At 61.2% G+C, this 21,177-nt stretch carries 17 protein-coding genes and 1 pseudogene; all 18 read right to left on the bottom strand.

The genetic code is table 11. The annotated features are described in order from the left end of the window. Window positions 1-19: 19 nt before the first annotated feature. Window positions 20-1,711 (bottom strand): SpoIIE family protein phosphatase, encoded by a 1,692-nt coding sequence (locus ACIPZG_RS03705; RefSeq protein ID WP_400710313.1) that lies wholly within the window; start codon window positions 1,709-1,711, stop codon window positions 20-22. An 8-nt stretch (window positions 1,712-1,719) separates the two neighbouring features. After that, window positions 1,720-2,025: an STAS domain-containing protein gene (locus ACIPZG_RS03700; protein WP_400641802.1), complete on the bottom strand. Its 306-nt coding sequence runs from the start codon at window positions 2,023-2,025 to the stop codon at window positions 1,720-1,722. A gap of 192 nt (window positions 2,026-2,217) precedes the next feature. Beyond that, window positions 2,218-2,670 (bottom strand): flagellar export protein FliJ, encoded by a 453-nt coding sequence (gene fliJ, locus ACIPZG_RS03695; RefSeq protein ID WP_043273943.1) that lies wholly within the window; start codon window positions 2,668-2,670, stop codon window positions 2,218-2,220. 3 nt (window positions 2,671-2,673) lie between these two features. Then, on the bottom strand, window positions 2,674-4,035 hold the full coding sequence (fliI, locus tag ACIPZG_RS03690; protein WP_400641800.1) for a flagellar protein export ATPase FliI: 1,362 nt from the start codon (window positions 4,033-4,035) through the stop codon (window positions 2,674-2,676). Continuing rightward, on the bottom strand, window positions 4,025-4,789 hold the full coding sequence (gene fliH, locus ACIPZG_RS03685; RefSeq protein ID WP_400710310.1) for a flagellar assembly protein FliH: 765 nt from the start codon (window positions 4,787-4,789) through the stop codon (window positions 4,025-4,027). Before fliH ends, fliI begins: the two co-directional genes overlap by 11 nt. A 179-nt stretch (window positions 4,790-4,968) precedes the next feature. Further along, complete coding sequence (fliG, locus tag ACIPZG_RS03680; protein ID WP_008097328.1) at window positions 4,969-5,988, bottom strand: flagellar motor switch protein FliG; 1,020 nt, start codon at window positions 5,986-5,988, stop codon at window positions 4,969-4,971. After that, window positions 5,981-7,759: a flagellar basal-body MS-ring/collar protein FliF gene (gene fliF / locus ACIPZG_RS03675; protein ID WP_400710307.1), complete on the bottom strand. Its 1,779-nt coding sequence runs from the start codon at window positions 7,757-7,759 to the stop codon at window positions 5,981-5,983. Before fliF ends, fliG begins: the two co-directional genes overlap by 8 nt. Window positions 7,760-7,774: 15 nt before the next feature. After that, window positions 7,775-8,107: a flagellar hook-basal body complex protein FliE gene (gene fliE / locus ACIPZG_RS03670; RefSeq protein ID WP_400710304.1), complete on the bottom strand. Its 333-nt coding sequence runs from the start codon at window positions 8,105-8,107 to the stop codon at window positions 7,775-7,777. A gap of 106 nt (window positions 8,108-8,213) precedes the next feature. Continuing rightward, window positions 8,214-9,578 carry a sigma-54-dependent transcriptional regulator gene (locus ACIPZG_RS03665; RefSeq protein ID WP_400710301.1) on the bottom strand — a complete coding sequence of 455 codons (1,365 nt, stop codon included), beginning with the start codon at window positions 9,576-9,578 and terminating at the stop codon, window positions 8,214-8,216. Continuing rightward, window positions 9,578-10,795: a sensor histidine kinase gene (locus ACIPZG_RS03660; protein WP_400710298.1), complete on the bottom strand. Its 1,218-nt coding sequence runs from the start codon at window positions 10,793-10,795 to the stop codon at window positions 9,578-9,580. The genes ACIPZG_RS03665 and ACIPZG_RS03660 overlap by 1 nt, the downstream gene beginning before the upstream one ends. A gap of 204 nt (window positions 10,796-10,999) precedes the next feature. Next, complete coding sequence (gene fleQ, locus ACIPZG_RS03655) at window positions 11,000-12,475, bottom strand: transcriptional regulator FleQ (RefSeq protein ID WP_400710295.1); 1,476 nt, start codon at window positions 12,473-12,475, stop codon at window positions 11,000-11,002. Window positions 12,476-12,640: 165 nt separating this feature from the next. Beyond that, the gene (locus ACIPZG_RS03650; protein ID WP_400710292.1) at window positions 12,641-12,937 is read right to left on the bottom strand and encodes a flagellar protein FliT; all 297 of its coding nucleotides are present in this window, start codon (window positions 12,935-12,937) and stop codon (window positions 12,641-12,643) included. A 14-nt stretch (window positions 12,938-12,951) separates the two neighbouring features. Further along, window positions 12,952-13,347 carry a flagellar export chaperone FliS gene (gene fliS / locus ACIPZG_RS03645; protein WP_400710289.1) on the bottom strand — a complete coding sequence of 132 codons (396 nt, stop codon included), beginning with the start codon at window positions 13,345-13,347 and terminating at the stop codon, window positions 12,952-12,954. A 133-nt stretch (window positions 13,348-13,480) separates the two neighbouring features. Beyond that, the gene (gene fliD / locus ACIPZG_RS03640; protein ID WP_400710286.1) at window positions 13,481-14,881 is read right to left on the bottom strand and encodes a flagellar filament capping protein FliD; all 1,401 of its coding nucleotides are present in this window, start codon (window positions 14,879-14,881) and stop codon (window positions 13,481-13,483) included. A gap of 78 nt (window positions 14,882-14,959) precedes the next feature. After that, window positions 14,960-15,331 (bottom strand): flagellar protein FlaG, encoded by a 372-nt coding sequence (locus tag ACIPZG_RS03635; protein ID WP_400710283.1) that lies wholly within the window; start codon window positions 15,329-15,331, stop codon window positions 14,960-14,962. A gap of 72 nt (window positions 15,332-15,403) precedes the next feature. Next, window positions 15,404-16,249: a flagellin domain-containing protein gene (locus ACIPZG_RS03630; protein WP_400710280.1), complete on the bottom strand. Its 846-nt coding sequence runs from the start codon at window positions 16,247-16,249 to the stop codon at window positions 15,404-15,406. A 176-nt stretch (window positions 16,250-16,425) separates the two neighbouring features. Continuing rightward, complete coding sequence (locus ACIPZG_RS03625) at window positions 16,426-19,920, bottom strand: glycosyltransferase (RefSeq protein WP_400710277.1); 3,495 nt, start codon at window positions 19,918-19,920, stop codon at window positions 16,426-16,428. Between the two features lie 101 nt (window positions 19,921-20,021). Further along, window positions 20,022-21,128, bottom strand: a pseudogene (locus tag ACIPZG_RS03620) (DegT/DnrJ/EryC1/StrS family aminotransferase); the annotation flags it as partial. Window positions 21,129-21,177 lie beyond the last annotated feature (49 nt).

Below are 21,177 nucleotides of genomic sequence, written 5' to 3'. Positions count from 1 at the left end.
GCCCGAGCCTTCAGGCGGCTCACCATTCAAACTGCACCTGCGCACAACGCCCGCCCTCATGCCATTGGGCACTGCTGCCAAGCCGCCGCACCAGACTCAGACCTCGACCGCTCAGACCCTGATCCTCCGGGGGGCGCGAGAGCACCTTGTGCACATCGAAGCCCGCGCCACTGTCACGGACCTCGATCGTCAGACGCCCGCCAGCAGCCAGCGGTTCCACTTTCAGGTCGATACGCACGAAGCCATCGACCAATTCACTCAGCCGCCGGGCGCGCTCCTGATAGTAATGGGCAAAGCCCTGCACATCACGCTTGATCCAGGAATCCAGACCCAGCACCCCATGCTCCAGGGCATTGGAATACAGCTCGCTGAGCACGCTGTGCAAGGCGCCAGTCAGCGACCGCAAGCCCTGGATCTCTTGCAGCAACTGCACCAGGTAAGGCACCGGGTTGAAACGCTTGAGGCTTTCACCGCGCAATTCATAGCCTAGCGACCAATCCAGCGCACTGGAGCGCCCGCTGTCGGAGTAGAGGGTCGGTGCCGGAACCCGCTCTTCGGGCGCGAACATGCGGATATCACACAAGCTGATGTCATCCCGCGGGCGCCCGCCAAAACGCTCCAGGGCCTGCATGACCTCACCGAACAACTGCGCCGGGTCGCGGTTGGCCGTCAGCACGTCATGCAAGCGTTCGACGCCGAACAAACGCTCTTGCTCGTCGGCCGTATCGACCACGCCATCGGACAGCAGCAACAGCCGCTCTCCCGCCGCCAGCGGCAACACCTCGGTACTGTCGTCGAAACGCTCGGCGCTGAGGACACCCAGCGGCAAGTGGCGCGAGGCCAGGGGCGAGAGCACCTGGCCCGAGGTCGACAGCAAGTAGCCGTCCGGCATACCGCCATTCCACACCTCCACCGTGCCGCGCTGCATGTTCAGGTTGAGCAGCAGCGCGCAGCAGAACATGTCGACCGGCAGTATGCGTTTGAGCTTGGCGTTCATCTCGCGCAGCATCTGCGCCAGGTCGTAGCCCTTGGCGGTCATGCCGTAGAACACTTCGGCCAGGGGCATGGCGCCGACGGCTGCGGGCAAGCCATGCCCGGTGAAATCGCCGAGCAGCACATGCATGTCGCCCGACGGCGTGAACGCCGCCAGCAGCAGGTCGCCGTTGAACAACGCGTAGGGCGACTGCAGGTAGCGGATGTTCGGCGCCGTGATGCAACCGGAATGGGCGACCTTGTCGAACACCGCCTTGGCCACCCGCTGCTCGTTGAGCAAGTGATGGTGATGCCGGGTAATCTCGTCGCGCTGTTCGAGCACGGTCGCCTGCAAACGGCGCAGGCGGTCCATGGCGCGGATCTTGGCGCCGAGGATCACCGCACTGTAGGGCTTGGCCATGAAGTCGTCGCCCCCGGCCTCCAGGCAGCGCACCAGGGCACCCTCCTCGTTCAGCGAGGTCAGGAAAATGATCGGCACCAGCGCCTCGCCGGCCAGTGCCTTGATTTGCCGCGCCGCTTCGAAACCGTCCATCAACGGCATCAGGGCATCGAGCAACACCAGTTGCGGGCGCTTTTCGGCAAACAGCGCCACGGCCTGCTCACCGTTCTCGGCGGTGAACACCTCGTGCCCCTGACGGCGGACGATCTGCGCCAGCAACAGGCGATCGGTGGCGCTGTCTTCGGCCACCAGCACGGTCAACGTCAGTTCGGCCGGCATCTGGGCAGTCAACTGATGTCGAACAGCTTTTCGAAATTGGAAATCGCCAGGATCTTGCGCACGTCGGAGCTGGCATGTACCACACGCACGTCCGAGTCGTCGCCGCCCGCGTGATCGCGCAGCAACAGCAGCATGCCGAGCGCGGAGCTGTCCAGGTAGGTGGTGTCCTTCAGGTCGACTACCACCGAGTCGGGCCGCTTGGAATGGCGCTCGTAGGCATCGCGAAACTCCTGATGCTTGCCGAAATCGAAACGCCCCTTGATCTTGATCGTGAGTTTTTTCCCGTCCTGCGAAAAATCAGTCTCGACTGCCATGCTAGCGATTCCTTCGATGATGGCGGATGCAACTGTTCAAGGTTTAGCAGGCGGGGGCAGTGGGCGCAAATTGATACCAATGTAGGAGCGGCCTTGCGTCGCGAAAGGGCTGCAGAGCAGCCGCAGGATTTCAGCTTCGCAGTAAAGATGGCCGGGGCCGCTTTGCGGCCCTTTCGCGACACAAGGCCGCTCCTACAGATGCCCCTGCCTGGGCAACCGCTGGGACAGTTCATCCAACAAGCGCTGCTCGCGCTTGTCTTCGGCACGCCGCGCTTCGTCCATGTACCGCTGCACCAGCTTGCGCAGCCCCTCGACCCTGGCATAGGCCTGCTGCCAGGTGCCACGGGCATTCTTCAAATTGTTCTGGTGCCAGGTCAGGCTCTGCCGCTGCTGGGTCATGGCCGTCTCCAGCTGACCCAGGAAGCGCTGGTAGTTGACCAGCCAGCTGCCATTGACCCCCTGGCCGCCGCGGTCGATCCATTGCGCCTGGTAACCTTCGCGAAACGACTCCAGTTCGCTCAGCTTGGCCTGGGCCTGGGCCACCTGCTGCTGGAAATGCCCCACACGCTGCGCGGCCTTGCGCTCGGCCTCCTCGGCCATGTTCACCACCGGCGCCAGGCGCGCGGCACGGCTGGGCATGCTCATGGCCTATCGACCATTGCTGGGGGGCACGAAGATCGCCCCCAGCTGCTGGCGACTCTGGCCCATGCCGACATTCTCGTCCAACCCCTGGCGCAGGAAATCCACCAGCTTGGGCTGCAGGGCAATGGCCAGGTCGGTTTCCGGGTCACCGCCGGCGACATAGGCACCGACGCTGATCAGGTCGCGGCTTTGCGACAGGCGCGACCACAGCTGCTTGAACTTCTGCGCCTGGCGCAGGTGGTCGGCATCGACCACCTGGGGCATGACCCGGCTGATCGAGGCCTCGATGTCGATGGCCGGGTAATGGCCTTCTTCGGCCAGGCGCCGGGACAGCACGAAGTGGCCGTCGAGCACGCCGCGTGCCGAGTCGGCGATCGGGTCCTGCTGGTCGTCGCCTTCGGACAGCACGGTGTAGAACGCAGTGATCGAACCACCCCCTGGCTCGCCGTTGCCGGCGCGCTCCACCAGCTTCGGCAGCTTGGCAAACACCGACGGTGGATAGCCACGGGTGGCCGGCGGCTCACCAATGGCCAGGGCAATTTCACGCTGGGCCTGGGCAAAGCGAGTCAGCGAGTCCATCAACAACAGCACGTTCTTGCCCTTGTCGCGAAAGTACTCGGCGATACGCGTGCAATACATGGCCGCACGCAGGCGCATCAGCGGCGCATCGTCGGCAGGGGATGCGACCACCACGGAGCGCTTGAGGCCTTCTTCGCCCAGGATGTGCTCGATGAACTCCTTGACCTCCCGACCCCGCTCGCCAATCAGCCCGACCACGATGATCTCGGCCTCGGTAAAACGGGTCATCATGCCCAGCAGCACCGATTTACCCACACCGGTACCGGCGAACAGGCCCAGACGCTGGCCACGCCCGACGGTCAACAGGCCGTTGATGCTGCGGATGCCCACATCCAAGGGCTGGCTGATCGGGTCGCGGTTGAGCGGGTTGATGATCGGGCCATCCATCGGCACCCAATCCTCGGCCTTCATGCCGCCCTTGCCGTCGAGGGCGCGACCGGCGCCATCGAGCACCCGACCGAGCATGCTCATGCCCATGGGCAAGCGACCGCTGTCATCCAGCGGCACCACGCGCGCGCCGGGGGCGATGCCGGCGATGCTGCCGACCGGCATGAGAAACACCTTGTTCCCGGAAAAGCCCATGACCTCGGCCTCGACCTGCACCGGGTGGTAACTGTCGTCGTTGATCACCAGGCAGCGCCCGCCTACCGCAGCACGCAGGCCCTCGGCTTCGAGGGTGAGGCCGACCATGCGCAGCAGCCGACCTTCGACCACCGGCTGCACGGGCAGCTCGATCGCCTCGGCGTAGCCGCCCAGGCGCTTGCCGAAGCTGGTGCGATCAAGGCGCATGGTTGCCGTCCAGCTCGACCGCGATGTCCGGCGCCGCCGGGTGCAGGGCCTGGTCGTGCAACTGGTCGAACAGCTGGGCGACGGCCTTCTCGATGCGGGTTTCCATGGTCGCGTCGATGCGGCTGTGCAAGGTCTCGATACGGCAACCACCGGGCAACAGCGCCTCATCTTCGAGCAGCTTCCAGTGCTCTTCGTGGCGTTCGCGCAGGGCCTTGGCCAGTTCGAAGTCCTGGGGATTGAGGTGAATGCGGATATTGTCGGCGCCCATGGGCAGCAGCTTCAGGGCTTCGCGCAGTACCTGGGTGATCTGGCTGGAATCGCTACGCAGCTCGCGGCCGATGACCTGACGGGCCATGTGCGAAACCAGGTGCACCAGGGTCTTTTCGATCTGGGTGTCCTGCTCGGCGATCGGCTCGAGCAAATGCCCCATCAGCTGCTCCAGGCTGGCCAGTTTGGCTGCGAGCGCCTCCTCGGCCTCCTGGCGCACCTTGAGCTGGGTGCTGTGAAAGCCCTCGCGCTCGCCGGTGGCAAAACCTTCGTTGTAGGCTTCTTCGCGGATCGCCTCGAGCTCTTCGAGGGTCAGCGGCTGGACTTCCTCCAGCGGCACCTCTTCGACTTCTTCCTCGACGACTTCAGGTTCCGGCTCAGGCTCAGGTTCCGGCGCGGGGTCGAAGCTGGGCAATGCCCACACGTCGACGCCCACGAGGTCGCGGGCGCGGATCAGGTCACTGGGGTGGGATTCTTTAGTGGGCATGTTCTCAGGTACTCAAAAACCCTGTTCGACCAATGCGCCCCCTGTAGGAGCGGCCTTGTGTCGCGAAAGGGCTGCGAAGCGGCCCCGGCAATTTATGCAGCAACATTGAAATTCTGGGGCTGCTTCGCAGCCCTTTCGCGACACAAGGCCGCTCCTACAGGCCTGCGCCGTTGACAGGATCAGATCATTTCCTCGGCACCCTTGCCACCGAGCACGATCTCGCCGGCCTCGGCCATGCGGCGGGCGATGGTGAGGATTTCCTTCTGCGCGGTTTCGACGTCGCTGACGCGCACCGGGCCCTTGGCTTCCAGGTCGTCGCGCAGCAGTTCCGAGGCACGCTTGGACATGTTCTTGAAGATCTTGTCCTTGACCCGCTCGTCGGCGCCCTTGAGCGACACTACCAGCACGTCGGAGGACACCTCGCGCAGCAGCGCCTGGATACCGCGGTCGTCGACATCGGCCAGGTTGTTGAAGACGAACATCAAGTCCTCGATCTGCTCCGACAGGTCGTTGTCGACCTCGCGGATCGAATCCATCAGTGCGCCTTCCACGGAACTGTCGAGGAAGTTCATGATATCGGCGGCACGCTTGATGCCACCCAGGGTGGTGCGCGCGGCATTGGAATTGCCCGAGAACTGCTTCTCGAGAATCTGGTTCAGCTCCTTGAGCGCCGCCGGCTGCACGGTATTGAGCGACGACACGCGCAGGATGATGTCCAGGCGCACCTTGTGGTCGAAGTTGCTCAGCACTTCGCCCGCCTGGTCGGGGTCGAGGTAGGCGACCACGATGGCCTGGATCTGCGGGTGCTCGTAGCGGATCACGTCGGCCACCGCGCGCGGTTCCATCCACTTGAGGCTGTCCAGGCCGCTGGTGTTGCCACCGAGCAGGATGCGGTCGATCAGGCCATTGGCCTTGTCTTCGCCCAAGGCCTGATTGAGCATCTTGCGGATATAGCCATCGGAGCCCACGCCCAGGCTGGTCTGGTCGCCGACGATCTCGACGAATTCGCTCATGACCTGCTCGACCTGCTCACGGTGCACGTTGCCCATCTGCGCCATGGCCACACCGACCCGCTGCACTTCTTTCGGGCCCATGTGTCGCAGCACTTGCGCAGCATCGGTCTCACCGAGCGACAGCAGCAGGATCGCTGCCTTGTCGACGCGGCTGAGCTTGGCGGTAATGGCTCGATTGTCACTCATCGGCGTTGATCCACTCTTTCACGACCTGGGCCACGCGACCCGGGTCTTCGGCCACCAGGCCTTTGATTGCGTTGAGCTGCGCCTCGTAACCCTCGTTCGGGCTTGGCAACAGAATGCTTGTCGGGCCACCCAGACTGACGCGGTCGTTGGCCAGTTCGCCATCCAGACCGATCATGCCGCCCAGCTCCATGTCGCCATCCGTCGCAGCAGCTTGCTTGCCGCCGCCAGTAATATTGTTGAGCACCGGGCGCAACACGCCGAACACCAGCACCAGGATGAACAGCACGCCCAGCACCTGCTTGACGACATCCCAGAACCAGGGCTGCTGGTAGAAGGCGATGTCGGCGATCTCTTCGCCACGGTCGGCGGCGAACGGCACGTTGATCACCGTCACGCTGTCGCCGCGGCTCGCATCGAAGCCCACGGCGTCCTGCACCAGGCGGGTGAAGCGTGCCAGATCTTCGGCAGCCCAGGGCGCACGGGTAGTCTCGCCGTTGGCGCCGACCTTGGCCTGGTCATCGACCACCACTGCGACCGACAGACGGGTCAGGCGGCCCTGCTGTTGGCGGGTGTGGCTGATGGAGCGGTCCAGCTCGAAGTTCTTGGTGGTTTGCAGGCGCTTGTCCGCTGGGTACGGTGCGAGCATCGGCTGGCCAGTGGCCGGGTCCATGATCTGCTGGCCGTTGGCATCCACCAGCGGCTGGCCCGGCTGGATAGCGCCGGCGGGCGCTGCGCTGCCACCGGTCGTCTGCGGCGCCGAGGCTGGGCCCGGCGGCTGATTGCTCAAGGCACCCGGCACACCTTGCGGGCCTTGGCTACTGGCGCGCTGCTCGTTGACCGACTGCTCGCTGCGCAGCGCCGGCTGGTCCGGGTTGAACTGCTCGGAAGTCGACTCCACGGCGCTGAAGTCAAGGTCAGCGGACACTTCCGCCTTGTAACGGTCGTTGCCCAGCACCGGCTGCAGGATGTTGTGCACACGCTGGGTGAGCATGCCTTCCATGCGGCGGCTGTAGTCGAACTGCTTGCCGGCCATGGTCAGCGCAGTGTCCTGCAACTGTTCGGAGAGCAGGTTGCCCTTCTGGTCGACCACGGTGACCTGCGACTTGTCCAGCTCCGGCACGCTGGTGGCGACCAGGTTGACGATGGCCATCACCTGGCCCGCTTCCAGCGCGCGGCCCGGGTACAGCTCGACCAGTACCGAGGCGCTGGGTTTGCGCTCATCGCGCACGAACACCGAACTTTTCGGGATGGCCAGGTGCACGCGCGCGGCCTTGACGTTGTTCAGGCTGGAGACGGTACGCGCCAGCTCGCCTTCGAGGCTGCGACGGTAACGGGTGGCTTCCATGAACTGGCTGGTGCCCAGGCCCTGCTCCTTGTCGAGCAGTTCGAAACCGACGTTGCCGTCGCTTGGCGCCACGCCAGCGGCTGCCAGTTTGAGGCGCGCCCGGGAGAGGTCGTCGGCCTTGACCAGCAGAGCGCCAGAATTGGGCTCGACGTTGTAGGGAATATCGGCAGCGGCCAGGGTATCCATGACCTGCTTGGTGTCCATCCCTGCCAGGCTGCCATACAGCGGGCGGTAATCCGGCTGCTGCGACCACAGCACCACGGCAAAACCGATCGCCACGCTCGCGGCCAGCCCGACCAGCAGGCCAACCTGGCGCAGCATGGGCATCTGCGAGATGTTTTCCAGAAACGCCATGCCGAACAGCGGCGGTTTGCTCGCGGGCGAACCGCTCTTGGCGGGGGCGTTTTCGACGACTGCTTCAGCCATGACTCACTTCCGTCCTCAAACCGGCATCTGCATGATGTCCTGGTACGCCTGGACCAGCTTGTTGCGTACCTGGGTCAAGGCCTGCATGGACACGCTGGCTTTCTGCGAGGCGATCATCACGTCAGTCAGGTCGACACCGCTCTTGCCGATCTCGAAGGCATTGGCCAGCTGGGTGGACGCCTGCTGGGTTTCATGCACCTTGCCAATGGCCTGGCCGAGCATGTCGGCAAAGCTGCTCTGCCCAGGCGCCAGCTCCGGCGCGGCAGTGGCCTTGGACGCAGACATGGCTTCTGCCTGCATGGCCCGCATGTCCAACATCAGACGATTGAATTCAACACCTTGGCTCATGAACTTCTCTCTCCGGCGGCCGCATTTTTTTGACACTCATGCGGCGGATAGCCCAGAACTAGCAACAAAAGTGCCAGCCCGCTGCGCAACTTTGCAAAAGCCTGCTTCAGCCGAACAGACTGGCTTCCACGTCGAGCCCGGCATCACGCATCTGCGCCAGCTTGTAGCGCAGCGTGCGCGGGCTGATGCCGAGCCGTTCGGCCGCTTCCTTGCGGCGCCCACGTTCGGCGCGCAAGGTGTCGATGATCAACTGGAATTCGAGGCGGCGCATGTCGTCGCCCAGGCCGCCGGGGTCGTCCACGGCAACCACTGGCACTGGCGCGGCCGACACGGCGCTCGACAGGGGAATGGCGCCCGCCAGACAGAAATCCGCCGCCTCGATGACCCCGCCTTGCTGCAGGATCAATGCCCGCTGCAAGGCGTTGTCGAGCTCCCGGACGTTGCCCGGCCAGGCATGAGCCTGCAGGCAGGCCCGGGCCTCGGCAGAGAGGCGCACCGGCGCATGCTTCATCTTCGCCACATGCCGCGCCAGCAAACGCTCGGCCAACGGCAGGATGTCACCCGGGCGCTCGCGCAGCGGCTGCCAGGCCAAGGGGAACACCGACAACCGGTAGAACAGGTCTTCACGGAAACGCCCTGCCGCCACCTCGCCCGCCATGTCGCGGTTGCTCGTGGCCAGCACGCGGATATCCAGCGCAATCGGCTTGCGCCCACCCACCCGCTCCACTTCACGCTCCTGCAGCACACGCAACAACTTCGCCTGCAGCCCGAGGGGCATCTCGGAGATCTCGTCGAGCAGCAACGTGCCCCCTTCGGCCTGCTCGAACTTGCCGGGCTGGGCGGCGATGGCGCCGGTGAACGCGCCCTTTTCGTGGCCGAACAGGGTGGCTTCGAGCATGTTGTCCGGGATTGCCGCGCAGTTGATCGCGACGAATGGCTGCGCCGAGCGCGGCGACTGCTGGTGGATGTAGCGTGCAAGCACTTCCTTGCCAGTCCCCGACTCGCCGGAGATGAGCACGGTGGAATCGCTACGCGCGACACGCGCGGCCAGCTCCAGCAGTTGTCGGCTGGCGACCTCGCAGGCCACTGGCCCCTCATCTGCAGCCAGCCGCCCGGCCGCATGGCGTTCGACCAGGCTCAGCAGCGCCTTGGGCTCGAACGGCTTGACCAGGTAATCCACCGCCCCTTGGCGCATGGCCTCGACGGCACGTTCAACGGCCGCGTGGGCGGTCATCAGCAGCACGGGCAGCTGCGGTTGATGGCGGCGCAATTGCGCCAGCAACTGGTGGCCGTCCATGCCCGGCATGTTCACATCACTGACCACCAGGCTGAACGCATCGCCCACCACCGCCTCCAGCGCCTCTTCGGCACTGCCTACGGCCTGGTAGGCGAAGCCGCCGATTTCCAGGGTATCGCCCAACGCTTGGCGCAGGGCGCGGTCGTCCTCGACCAGCAGCACCTTGATAGGCATCACACCACCTCCACAGACTGACCGTCGATCAACGGCAGCACCACGCTTACGCAGGTGCCACGGCCAACCTTGGAGCGCAGCTGAAAGCTGCCCTGGTGCGCACGCACCACAGCCTTGACCACCGCCAGCCCCAGCCCGGTGCCGGTGGCCTTGGTGGTGAGGAAGGGCTCGCCCAGGCGCCCCAGCAGCTCTGGCTGGATGCCAGTGCCGGCATCGCTGATGCACAAGTGCAGGCTGTACTGACGACGGAACAGGTGCACCTTGAGGCGCGCAGGGCTTTCGCTGGCCTGCAGGGCGTTTTCGATCAGGTTGAGCAAGGCGCCGACCAGGGTATCGCGATTGCACAGCAACTCCCCCAGGTGGGTGTCGCACTGCCAGCGCACGGCATGCCCCTGGGCATGCACCTGGGCCGCCTGCTGCAGGGCCTGGAACAAGCCCTTGGGGGTCAGCCGGTCAGTCAACGGCAGCTCGCCACGGGCAAACACCAGCATGTCACGCACCTGATGCTCCAGCTCGTGCAGGCGCTCCTTGAGGCTACCGGCAAAACGTTGACGGGTCTCTGGCGCGAGCTCGCGCTCGCCATCGGCCAGGTGGCTGGCATACAGCATGGCCGCCGACAGCGGCGTGCGAATCTGGTGGGCCAGCGAGGCCACCATGCGCCCCAGCGCCGACAGCCGCTCATGGCGCGCCAGCTGGTCTTGCAGGCGACGGGTCTCAGTCAGGTCGTTGAGCAGCACCAGCTGGCCGGGTTCGGCGTCCAGCGAGCGGGTGGCGATGGACAGGCGGCGACCGTCACGCAGCGACACCTCGTGGCCGTCATCCTTGCGCGGGGCGAAGCTACGGGCGATCACCTGGCGCCACAGCTGGCCGAGCAAGGGCTCGCCCAGCAGCTCGCGGGCTGCCGGGTTGGCTTCGCGCACCAAGCCCTGGTCGTCGATCACCACCACCCCGCCGGGCAGCAGGTCGAGCAGGTTCTGCAGGCGGTTGGCCAGGCGCTCTTTCTCGTTCAGTTCAGCCATGCGCTGGGCACCGACCACGGCCAGCTCACCCTTGAGCTCGCTGACGCGGGCCTCGAGCATGCTGTAGGACTGGTTGAGCTGGGTGGATACCTGATTGAACAGGGCGAATGCCTGCTCCAGCCCCTCTCGACTCTCCTGTTCGACCGGGGAACGCCCCTGCGGATCAAGGGCTCGGGGAAAGTGGGCGGCTTGGGGCATCGTGCTCTCTCGCGTGGCGGACCGTCATAAAAACGGTGTGGTGCCTGCGGTGTAGCAATAGCCGTGCCGGGGATAGGGTTTTGTGCTTGGCAGGTCCGGCCCTATCGCCGGCAAGCCGGCTCCCACAGGTACTGCACATGACTTGAATACTGTGCAGTACCCTGTGGGAGCCGGCTTGCAGGCGATAGGGCCGGAACGGGCAAATCAGTCTTCGGCCTGTTCCTCGCCGCCCTGGCGGCTCATGCCGTACTTGCGCATCTTCTCCACCAAGGTGGTACGGCGAATGCGCAAACGCTCGGCCGCCCGCGCCACGATACCGTTGGCATCGTCCAGCGCCTGCTGGATCAAGCCCTGTTCCAGGCTGCCCAGGTAGTCTTTCAGGTCCAGCCCTTCTGGCGGCAACATGGCCTGGCTGGCGAAGTTCGGTACATGCCCATTGATCGCCACGCGCTCTTCGAGGTCGCTGCGCAGGGTGTCGACCAGGTGCTCGTCCTCGTCGTCGATGTAGCGGAATTTCTTCGGCAACTCCGACACGCCGATCACCCCGTAGGGGTGCATGATGGCCATGCGCTCGACCAGATTGGCCAGCTCGCGAACGTTGCCTGGCCAGCCGTGACGGCACAGCGACATGATGGCTGCGGAGTTGAAGCGGATCGAGCCGCGCTTTTCGTGCTCCATGCGCGAGATCAGCTCGTTCATCAGCAGCGGAATATCTTCCACCCGCTCACGCAACGGCGCCATCTCGATGGGGAACACATTGAGGCGGTAGTACAGGTCTTCGCGGAACGTCCCTTCCTCGATCATGGTCTCGAGGTTCTTGTGGGTCGCGGCGATGATGCGCACATCGATGCTCTGGGTCTTGTTGCTGCCCACCCGCTCGAACGTCCGCTCCTGCAGCACGCGCAGCAGCTTGACCTGCATCGGCAGCGGCATGTCGCCGATTTCGTCGAGGAACAAGGTACCGCCGTTGGCCAGCTCGAAGCGCCCGGCGCGGCTGGTGATAGCCCCGGTGAACGCGCCCTTTTCGTGGCCGAACAATTCACTTTCAAGCAGCTCGGCCGGAATCGCACCGCAATTGACCGGCACGAACGGCGCTTCGCGGCGCTTGGAGTGATAGTGCAGGTTACGCGCGACGACTTCCTTGCCAGTGCCTGACTCACCCAGGATCAGCACACTGGCGTCGGTATCGGCCACCTGTTGCATCATTTGCCGCACATGCTGGATGGCACGGCTGGTGCCCACCAAGCTGCGGAACAGATTCGGCTCGCGCTGGCGACCGCGCTCGCGGGCCTGGTCGTACATCTCGCGATAGACCTGGGCACGGTGCAGCGAATCGAGCAATTGGCTGTAGCTGGGCGGCATTTCCAGGTTGAACAGCACGCGACGGCGAAGCTCTTCCGGGTAGTCCGCAGAAGAAATTTCACCAATCAGCAAAATCGGAAGGAACTCATCCCACCCTGCCACTGTCTTAAGCAGCCCAAGCACCCCGCCTGGAGCATTCACAGTACCGAGCAGCACGCAGAGCACTTCACGACTGGAAGACAATGACGCTACCCCCTGCTCCCAGTCCTGGCTGGAGCACGAGAGGTTTTCTTCACCGAGAAAGTTCAGGACCACCGCCAGATCGCGGCGGCGGGCGCTGTCGTCATCGATCAGGAGAATCTTGGTTTCACGCCACATGCAATAGCAACTTCCCTAGTCATATCGGCGCCCGAAGGCTTGCACGACATCATTCCGACTGAATGGTCAGTGTTCGGACGTCTGAAATTCGAAAACAGCCACTAGTAAAGTCAAAAAAACGCATACAGTCAAATTAATGGCGCACGGCTTTTTGCACATCTGTGGTCAACTGAACAGATGGTATACCTTGGCCGCGTTTTTCGCCTGACGGATTTGCGTCATCTCGTCGACTATTGATTGACGCTCGCCACTTGCAACCTCAATCAATTGCCGATAGACCTGCAGGAGCTGCTCCAGGCTATCGCGCACGCCAGCTTCATTGCCACGCGCCTCCGTGAGCACATCGTCGATGCGCAGGCGGCATTGCAGATCGAGCTCTCCCACCGTATCCCAGTCGCGACTGGCCAGCGCGGCCAGCAGCAACTCGCGGGTCTGTTCGATTCGGGCGATAACCTCACTCATGTCCTGCTCCTCGATCAGGAAGCCGACGACGGGTCGCCGATCGCATCCCAACCTTCTTTGACGGTAATGAGCAAGCGCGCCACTTCGTCGATGATCGCGGGATCGCTCTTCACGTTGGCCTCGACCAGGCGGCGGCTCATGTAGGTATACAGACTGTCCAGCTCGGCCAGGCTTTCAGCATGGTTTTCCAGGTCCAGACCTTCACGCAGGCCACCGATGATGTCGATGGCCTTGCCAATGAGAATGCCCTTCTGAGCGATGTCATTCCGCGCAATAGCGCCCTTGGCCTGGGCCATGCGGTCAAGGCCACCTTGCATGAGCATCTGTACCAGCCGGTGCGGACTGGCCTCTGATGTCTGCGCCACGCCATTGACTTTCTGGTATTGCCGAAGGGCCAACATCGGGTTCATGGATCTACCTCGTTGCTGCGAAAAAGGTTGCTTGTACCTTGTGTATCGCCGGGACGTCAAAAAACTTTAGGGGAAAAGCAAAAAGCCCGGAGTGTCAACTGGACACTGCCGGGCTTTTGGCACACTCAGACGATCAGGAGTTCTTGGCCTGCGCGTTGATTGCGTCGAAAATCGAAGTGATCTGGTCGGCTTGCGCTCTCATCTTGCCCAGCGCAGTGTCCAGAGCCACATATTTCTTGGTCAGCGACTCGGTCAGCGATTCAGTACGACGATCAAGAGCAGCCTGCTGCTCAGCCAGATTCTTAGCGACCTTGTCCAGTGCAGTACTGCGACTAGCCAAGCTACCATCAGTTGCATTGTAGGGCTCGATCGCTTTGTTCATTCGCTCGAAAATGCCATTGGTGCCGGTGAACAACTCCTGCACTTCCGCCCCCAGCTTCTTGTCATTCAACGCCGCCGTGAATTTGGTGGTGTTGAACTCCAGCGTACCGTCCTTCTGGGTGTTGATCCCCAGCTGGCTCAAGCTGGTCAAGCGATCGCCCGCGCCAACTTCCGACAACACTTTCCGAATGTCACCGAGCAGAGAGCGCGTCGTCGGGTCGTTGGTCAGCGAGCCCAAGACGGTATTGCCATCATCATCGGTGCTGGTGCTGGTGAGATTGGTAATCGCTTTCTGCAAGGTATTGTAGGCGTCGACGAAGCTTTGCACCGAGGTCTTCAGGCCGTCGTTGTTACCCGTCACAGTCACCTTCGTCGCCGCATCGGTGGCACTCTTAGCGGTTAGCTCCAGCGTGATACCACTGATCGCATCCTGAATGCTATTGGAGGCACTGGTGACGTCAAGGCCGTCGATCTTGACCAACGCATCCTGAGCGGGCGCCTCGATGTAACCAGCACCTTCGGTGGCCATCGATTTCGTGCCATCGATCTTCAGGTCGTCAATCCCACTGACCGAAATGTCGCTAAGCGCCCCTGTCGTGGTGGAGCCCAACACCAAGCGCGCACCATCCTTGCCATTGATGATGTTGGCAGAGATGCCGCTCTCAGCCAGCTCGTCGTTGATCTGGTCGCGCACGGTTTGCAGCGTGGCATCATCACCTACGGTGATCTTGTATTCCTTACCGCCTTGAGAGATGGTCAACTCACCTGCGGCGATGGACTTGCTCGGGCCTTCTTCAAAGGCTTGGCTCGCCACTTTCGAACTGGTGGCAAGGTTCTTCACCTCGACACTATAAGTGCCCGGCACTGCGGTATTACTGGCCGTGGCCTTGACCACACCGTCGTTCGCCGAGGTCGCCGCATAGGCCTTGAAAGACGGCGAGGTTTTGTCATTCAGCTTGCTCATAGCGGTAGTAAAAGCAGTGAGCGCACTGCGCAGTGCACCAACCCCAGAAATGTAGGCGGCATTGTTACTGGTCTGCCGCGTGATTTGCGCTTTTTTGGCCGCGGTATCGGAGCTGACCAACGCATTGACGATCTCGGTGATGTTAAGACCGGATCCAAGGCCTGTACTGGAAGTAATTGGACTCGCCATGCTGCTCACCTCTCTTCATTGCGCCAAAGATCGCTCCTGCGAACCAGGCCTGCACTACATCGTATTATTCTCGGCCCATCATACCTTGGCGTCGAACAGAAGACTGTTTACATCGCTCAGACTATTGGCGATTCGCAATGCTTCCTCGGAAGGCAGTTGTCGAATCAACTCGCCGGTTTCGCTGACGATGACTTTCACTACAATCCTGCCCGATTGCTCGTCGGTAGAGAATTGCAGATTGCGCTTGGTCGAATTCAGGAACTTTTCGATTTCAGACACCGCATCCTTGACCTTGTCGGCATCTTCTGCAGCTGATTCGGTCCTGGGTCCGCTGACAGGATTTGCCTCTACCGAATGGACAAGCAACTTTTCGGCATCGGACTTTTCAACACTGTGCTCAGTCACACGTGGAGCCGGGTAGGACAAATTAAGCTTTACACTCATGTCCATTTCCACCACCTCTCTATGAAAAGACGGGAGAGCGCTTTAGAGCACTCCCCCGCTGGCAACTACACAGAGCGATTAGCCCAGCAGTTTCAGAACAGACGATGGCAGCTGGTTGGCTTGAGCCAGAACCGAAGTCGAAGCTTGCTGGAGGGTCTGCTGCTTGGTCAGCTGAGCAGTTTCAGCAGCGAAGTCAGTGTCCTGCACACGGCCGCGAGCAGCTTCGGCGTTCTCGTTGATGTTCTGCAGGTTGTTAACGGTGCTGGTCAGACGGTTTTGCGCGGCACCCAGGTCAGCACGGGTGGTGTTGATGCTCTGCAGCGCCTTGTCGATGTTATCGACAGCTTTTTCGAAGTTGGTCTTGTTCGCGGCATCGTCGGCGCCCGAAATTGCGATGGTGGCGCTGTCGACGGACAAGGTAGTGGCCTTGAGGTCTTTCAGTTTGATGTCGATCTGGTTTTCGGTACCCGTGTTGGAGCCGACCTGGAAGGTCATGGTGACGCCGGAGTTCAGCAGGTTCTTGCCGTTCAGCTGGGTGCTGTTGGCAATACGGGTCAGTTCGTCGGACATCGCCGCGAATTCGGTGTTCAGCGCGTCACGGTCGTCTTTGCTGTTCGAGCTGTTGCGCGACTGGATGGCCAATTCACGCATACGCTGCAGAATGTTGGTCTGCTCCTGCATCGCGCCTTCAGCGGTCTGAGCAACCGAGATACCGTCGTTGGCGTTTTTGATCGCCATGGTCTGACCACGAATCTGCGAAGTCATGCGGGTGGCGATTTGCAGGCCAGCAGCGTCGTCTTTGGCGCTGTTGATTTTCAGGCCGGAAGACAGACGGGTCATGGAGGTGGCCAGTGCGTCGGAAGCGCGGTTCAGGTTTTTCTGAACGCCCAGCGAAGTGGTATTGGTGTTTACAGTCAAAGCCATGACGAATTCCTCGTTGGATTGGATACTACGGCTTCCGGCCCTGGCATCCGCCGGGTGTGGCCTAGAGAACCTTCGTAATAGTTATCGTCGGCGCCGCCAGTTGCTTTAGGGCATCTGCAAAAAAAATTACTGGCATCCTGCTATCCCATGAAAATCAGTGGATTGGCCGCTAACCATCACGGCGCCAACCATGCCTTGGCCCATGCTGCGAGGCTGGTTTCGTCAAAAATCCACTCGTGAATGACCTGTTCGCGCAGCCTCGCGGCTTGTCGAAGAGAAGCATTCGGGGCGTCGAGATGGCTGCTGATCGCCTCAACCCAACGCGCAGGTGTATTGGCCACCCGGGTGACGTCCAGATCATTCTGATAAGCAGGGGTATCGCTGCAGATCACCGGGAACCCACAGGCACCGAACTGTAGAAGCGGCAAAGGGGACCGGCAACCATCCAGCCCACTGACGCCTAGAGGCGCTAGTGCCAGATCCAGACGCAATGCAAGCAATTGCTGCGGGTTATTTTGCAGCGCACCGTCATGCACTTCACACGCCAGGCCATGTAAAGGTACAGAAACATCACCCCACAGCACCCAATCAACGCGGTCCGCAAAGTGCTCAACCAGCGTGACCAACAGCTGCGGGTCAAGGCTGGTGGAGGCTTCCACAGCGCAGCCGACACGCACCCGCTGCTGCCGAACGGCGCAGCTTGGCAAATCGCGCCATGCCTTGCCCAAGCGGGTCTCCAGCACCTGGATATCCGAGTGCAAAGGCGCGAAAGCGTCGGCCAGGGCACGGGTAGGAACCACCACACGATCCGCCAGACTGGCCGCCTCGCTCAAGTGTTGCCAGCGCTGCTGCGGGTCAAGCTGGGCAGCCTCTGGCGAGTGGCCAAGAAAAGCCTGCACTTCCAGGACGACAAAGGCGTCGGACAAGGCTCTGACCTGACGCATCGAGTCCAACGGGAAATTGAACAGGTCATCCTGGTATACCACGACCTGAGGATCGAGGCGCCGCACTTCAGCGGGATTGAGCACGTCATGGCTCCATGCTCCGTCAAGCATTCCCGCCTCCTGCAAAGCCTGGAAAGGCGTGATGATACGCGTGCCGGCCTGCTCCTCGGAACCCAGTGGAAGCGCCAGCACAACTGGAAGCGGCCGCCATTTCAGCGGCATCCAGTTCAGCCAAACGCGAGGCTCCAACTCGAATGCGGCACCGCGCAGCGAACAGTTGGGGTTGTAGGATGGATCATTGGCCAGCACGTCGAGCCAGCGCGCAAAAAAAAGGTCGCTTTCTACAAGTTTCGAAGGCAGATCGTGCGCAATGTCCTGCAACAGCATCGCGTGTGGCGTCCAGACCGCCAGGTAGCCTAGCCGAGCAACCCGAAGGCAGAAATCAGCCGCCCCCAGCTGCCCGACTTGCAGCGCGGCATCGAACCCTTCCACCTCCTGATAAATGCTTTTGCGCACGAGCATGCACGCACTGGGCAGGGTGCTGAAGTTCTGATCGACGGTCAGCCGCTGCATGTATCCCAACTGGTTGATCTTCACCGTATCAAACGCCGGCCCGACTGCCCCTCGTAGCCCACCAATCAAGCCTGTGTGACGAATACTGCGGTCAGCACCCACCAAACTACCTGCAACGATGGCAACTTCATCACGCAGGCCATGATTGAGCAATTGATCGAGCCAATCATCCTGAATGACCACTGCGCTGCTATCGAGCAAGACAAGGTAATCACCCTGCGCCTGAGCGACGGCATGATTGACGGCGTCCGCCAGCGTCACGCAAGCCTGCGCCTGTATCACACGCAGCTTGGCCCCCATGTCACGCAAGCTTCGCAGCCAGCTGCGCACGGAGCTATCAGCGGGTTGATGATCAATGATCAGGATTTCAAAAAAGGGATAGCGCGTAAGGGCCAGCACACTTTCCACACAGCGGTGCAGTAAATGCTGTGGGTAACAAGCTGACAGGATGATCGAAACGACCGGCTGCTTCGCATGCGCGAAGCTGATGCGATAGCGCCTGCTGGCCTCCTGCGTAACGTATGCATCCTGATAACCGCGACGCCGCAGATGGCGTGTGATACTTGCGACTTCGTCAGGGTTATCGGTCCAATCCTGGGCATCGCGAACAAGCAGCGGTTCAGCCAAGTGACTGATCACCTGCAGCCCCTGAGCTTCGATCGAACGAAGAATCAGATCCAATTCGATAGCGCCGGGCAAACTGGCATCAAACCCCCCGCCATTGTTGATGCACTCCCGGTGCATTAGCCAATGGCCAGCCATCAACGCCGGAAGGCTCAAGAGATAGTCATAATTTGGCTCGGGGCGCAGCATGATCTCAAGGTCATGCCTCGTCCGGCAGAACTCATCGCAATAAATCAACCGCATGCCGCCAGAGTTGGCAAGCGCCTGATCCAGCATCCAGGCACCGCTGGGCAGCACAACGTCTCCCGCCCGAAGAATCAATACCCAATCGGCCTCACTACGGGCGACGATCTCGTTCAGACGCACCACCCAACTGCTATCAGCACCAACATTCGTGATGGTGTGCTGCTCGATGCCTGTGGTGTGATTTGCCGCCCAATCCTGCAGGCTGGCACAGGTAGCATCCAGTTCAGATTGCCCCAGGCAGTCGAGCACAATCACCGCCACGCATGCCCGGCCGGCGATGTTCGCCCGGTGCTGCTCGACCAGGCGCTGCTGCACAGGCGTCAATACACGCTGTGCCAGCCAGTCTTTCACCGGTGTAAGTTTTGCACTGGGGTGAGCCCACGCCTGCAGGCTATCGTTACCCATGGGAAGCACACCACCCGATACGAAATAATCACCCAGGTGAAGGTCGTGGAAGCGCTGCGGCTCAACAAGCGTTGCTACTTTGACAGTACCATTGCGAGCATCAGGCCGAGCCCAGCCCAACGCCTTGATTGCCGCGCGGAAGCGCGCGTAGGGCTCGTTCGCGACATGCGGCGTCTCGCGAGCAAGCTGGCTGGTTTGTATGGTAGATACGCGAAAACAGCCCAAGGTGTCGCGGAGCATGACCAAGTCGCCTTGCTGCAGCAACTTGACGTAGAGCGCCAGATCACCAACCCACTCCATCAGCGTGCCGTCAAGGTCCATGATGCCCGCGCCTAACGCCAACGCATCGGCTCGACGACACATGACGGATGAGGGTTCACCGATAAAGTTGTAAATGTACTGCCCAAGGAACGACGCCAACTCCCTCCCATCGATGATGACATCGTGCCTGAAAGGAAAAATGGTCAGAAGGCTTTCGCCGTAAGGCTTGTCGTCTTCGTCAATGACCCGCCTCCTCGCAGTTGCAAGACTGGCACCTGGGTATTGCTGCAGTGCTTGCAACAAAAGACGAACCGCATCCGGCATCAACAAGTCGTCATCATAGAGAAACTTGACGAACTCACCACTCGCCTCACGCACGCCGCGGGCCAAGTTACCTGGCTCCATCAAAGGCATTTCATTGCGGAAATAGCGGATCGGAAATTGGCTATTTTTCTGAACACGCTCAACAATTGCGGCGATTGCATCCGTGCGGCAATCGTCACATACCACAATTTCGACATTTTCATAATCTTGCAGCATCGCGCTGATCAACGCTTTCTCGAAGAATTGCGGCTTGTAAGCCGGAATTACAATACTGACCAGTGTCGCGTTGCTCATGATTTGACCTGAGGAAAAGGATGTTGTGGCACGACCGTGTCGAACACACGCTGCACGCATCGGTCGTCATCTATCGACGCTGTCGTGGAAGTAGCCCCTCGCGCCGTCAACGCGATGTCGATAATCCGCTGCTGCAGTGCAGCATCCAGATGCGGATAAATAGGCAAGCACAAGACTTGCCGGGAAATGCGTAATGCATGGGGTTGAGCCCCAAGCACGGCACTGGGCAAGCCGCGATACATCGGAAACTCAGTGATCAGCGGGTAGAAATAGCGACGCACCAGTATCCCTTGCTCGCGGTACAACTCGTACAGATGATCGCGACTGCATCCCAACGCTTGCTCATCGATCAAAATGGGGCAATAAGCATAATTCCAATCCAGGCCGGCTGGCGGCTCGAGCAGGCTGATACCCTTGACCCCACTTAGCGCCTGGTGATATCGGAAAAAAACCGCTTGCCGACGGGCCAGTGCACCGTCGATATGGCGTAACTGCAATAAACCGAATGCAGCCTGGACTTCATTCATCTTGCCGTTGATGCCAGGCGCCATGACTGTCGTTTCGTCCGCGAAACCGAAGTTCTTCAAGTAATCAATGCGCTGCTTGATCTTGGCATCGGGGCAAATGATGGCGCCCCCTTCGAAGGTGTTGAACACTTTGGTCGCATGGAAGCTTATGATCGACAAGTCACCACGATTCAAAATGCTCTGCCCGCCCTGACGAACGCCGAAGGCGTGGGCAGCATCGTAAATGACCTTCAGGCCATAAGTGTCCGCCACCCGCTGAATTCCTTCGATATCACAAGGCACTCCATAGCAATGCACCGGCAGAATCGCTGTCGTTGCAGGTGTGATTGCTTCTTCGATACGCCTAGGGTCAAGGTTATTGCTCACAGGGTCGATGTCGACAAACACCGGCTTTAGATTATTCCAGAGCAATGAATGCGCGGTGGCGACGAACGAGTACGGTGTGGTGATGACTTCGCCTGTGATGCGCAACGCCTGGAGGGCGGCGACCAACGCCAGGGTGCCATTACAGAACAACGAAAGATGCTGCACGCCCAGGTAATCAGCCAGTTCCCGCTCCAACCGCTCATGGAAGGGCCCACCATTGGTCAGACGCTTGCTCTCCCAAATCTCCTCGAGATAAGGCAAGAACTCTTCAAGAGGCGGCAGTAATGGACTGGTGACAGGGACGAATTCGGCCATGCGGTGGGTCGCTCGTGATTGCTGAGAGATGACAGGTGTGGACGATCAG

The organism is Pseudomonas sp. NPDC089395, from assembly GCF_044749525.1.
GTDB lineage: Bacteria > Pseudomonadota > Gammaproteobacteria > Pseudomonadales > Pseudomonadaceae > Aquipseudomonas.
Note: the sequence above shows the minus strand (reverse complement) of the source record. Positions and strands in the feature narration are given on the sequence as shown.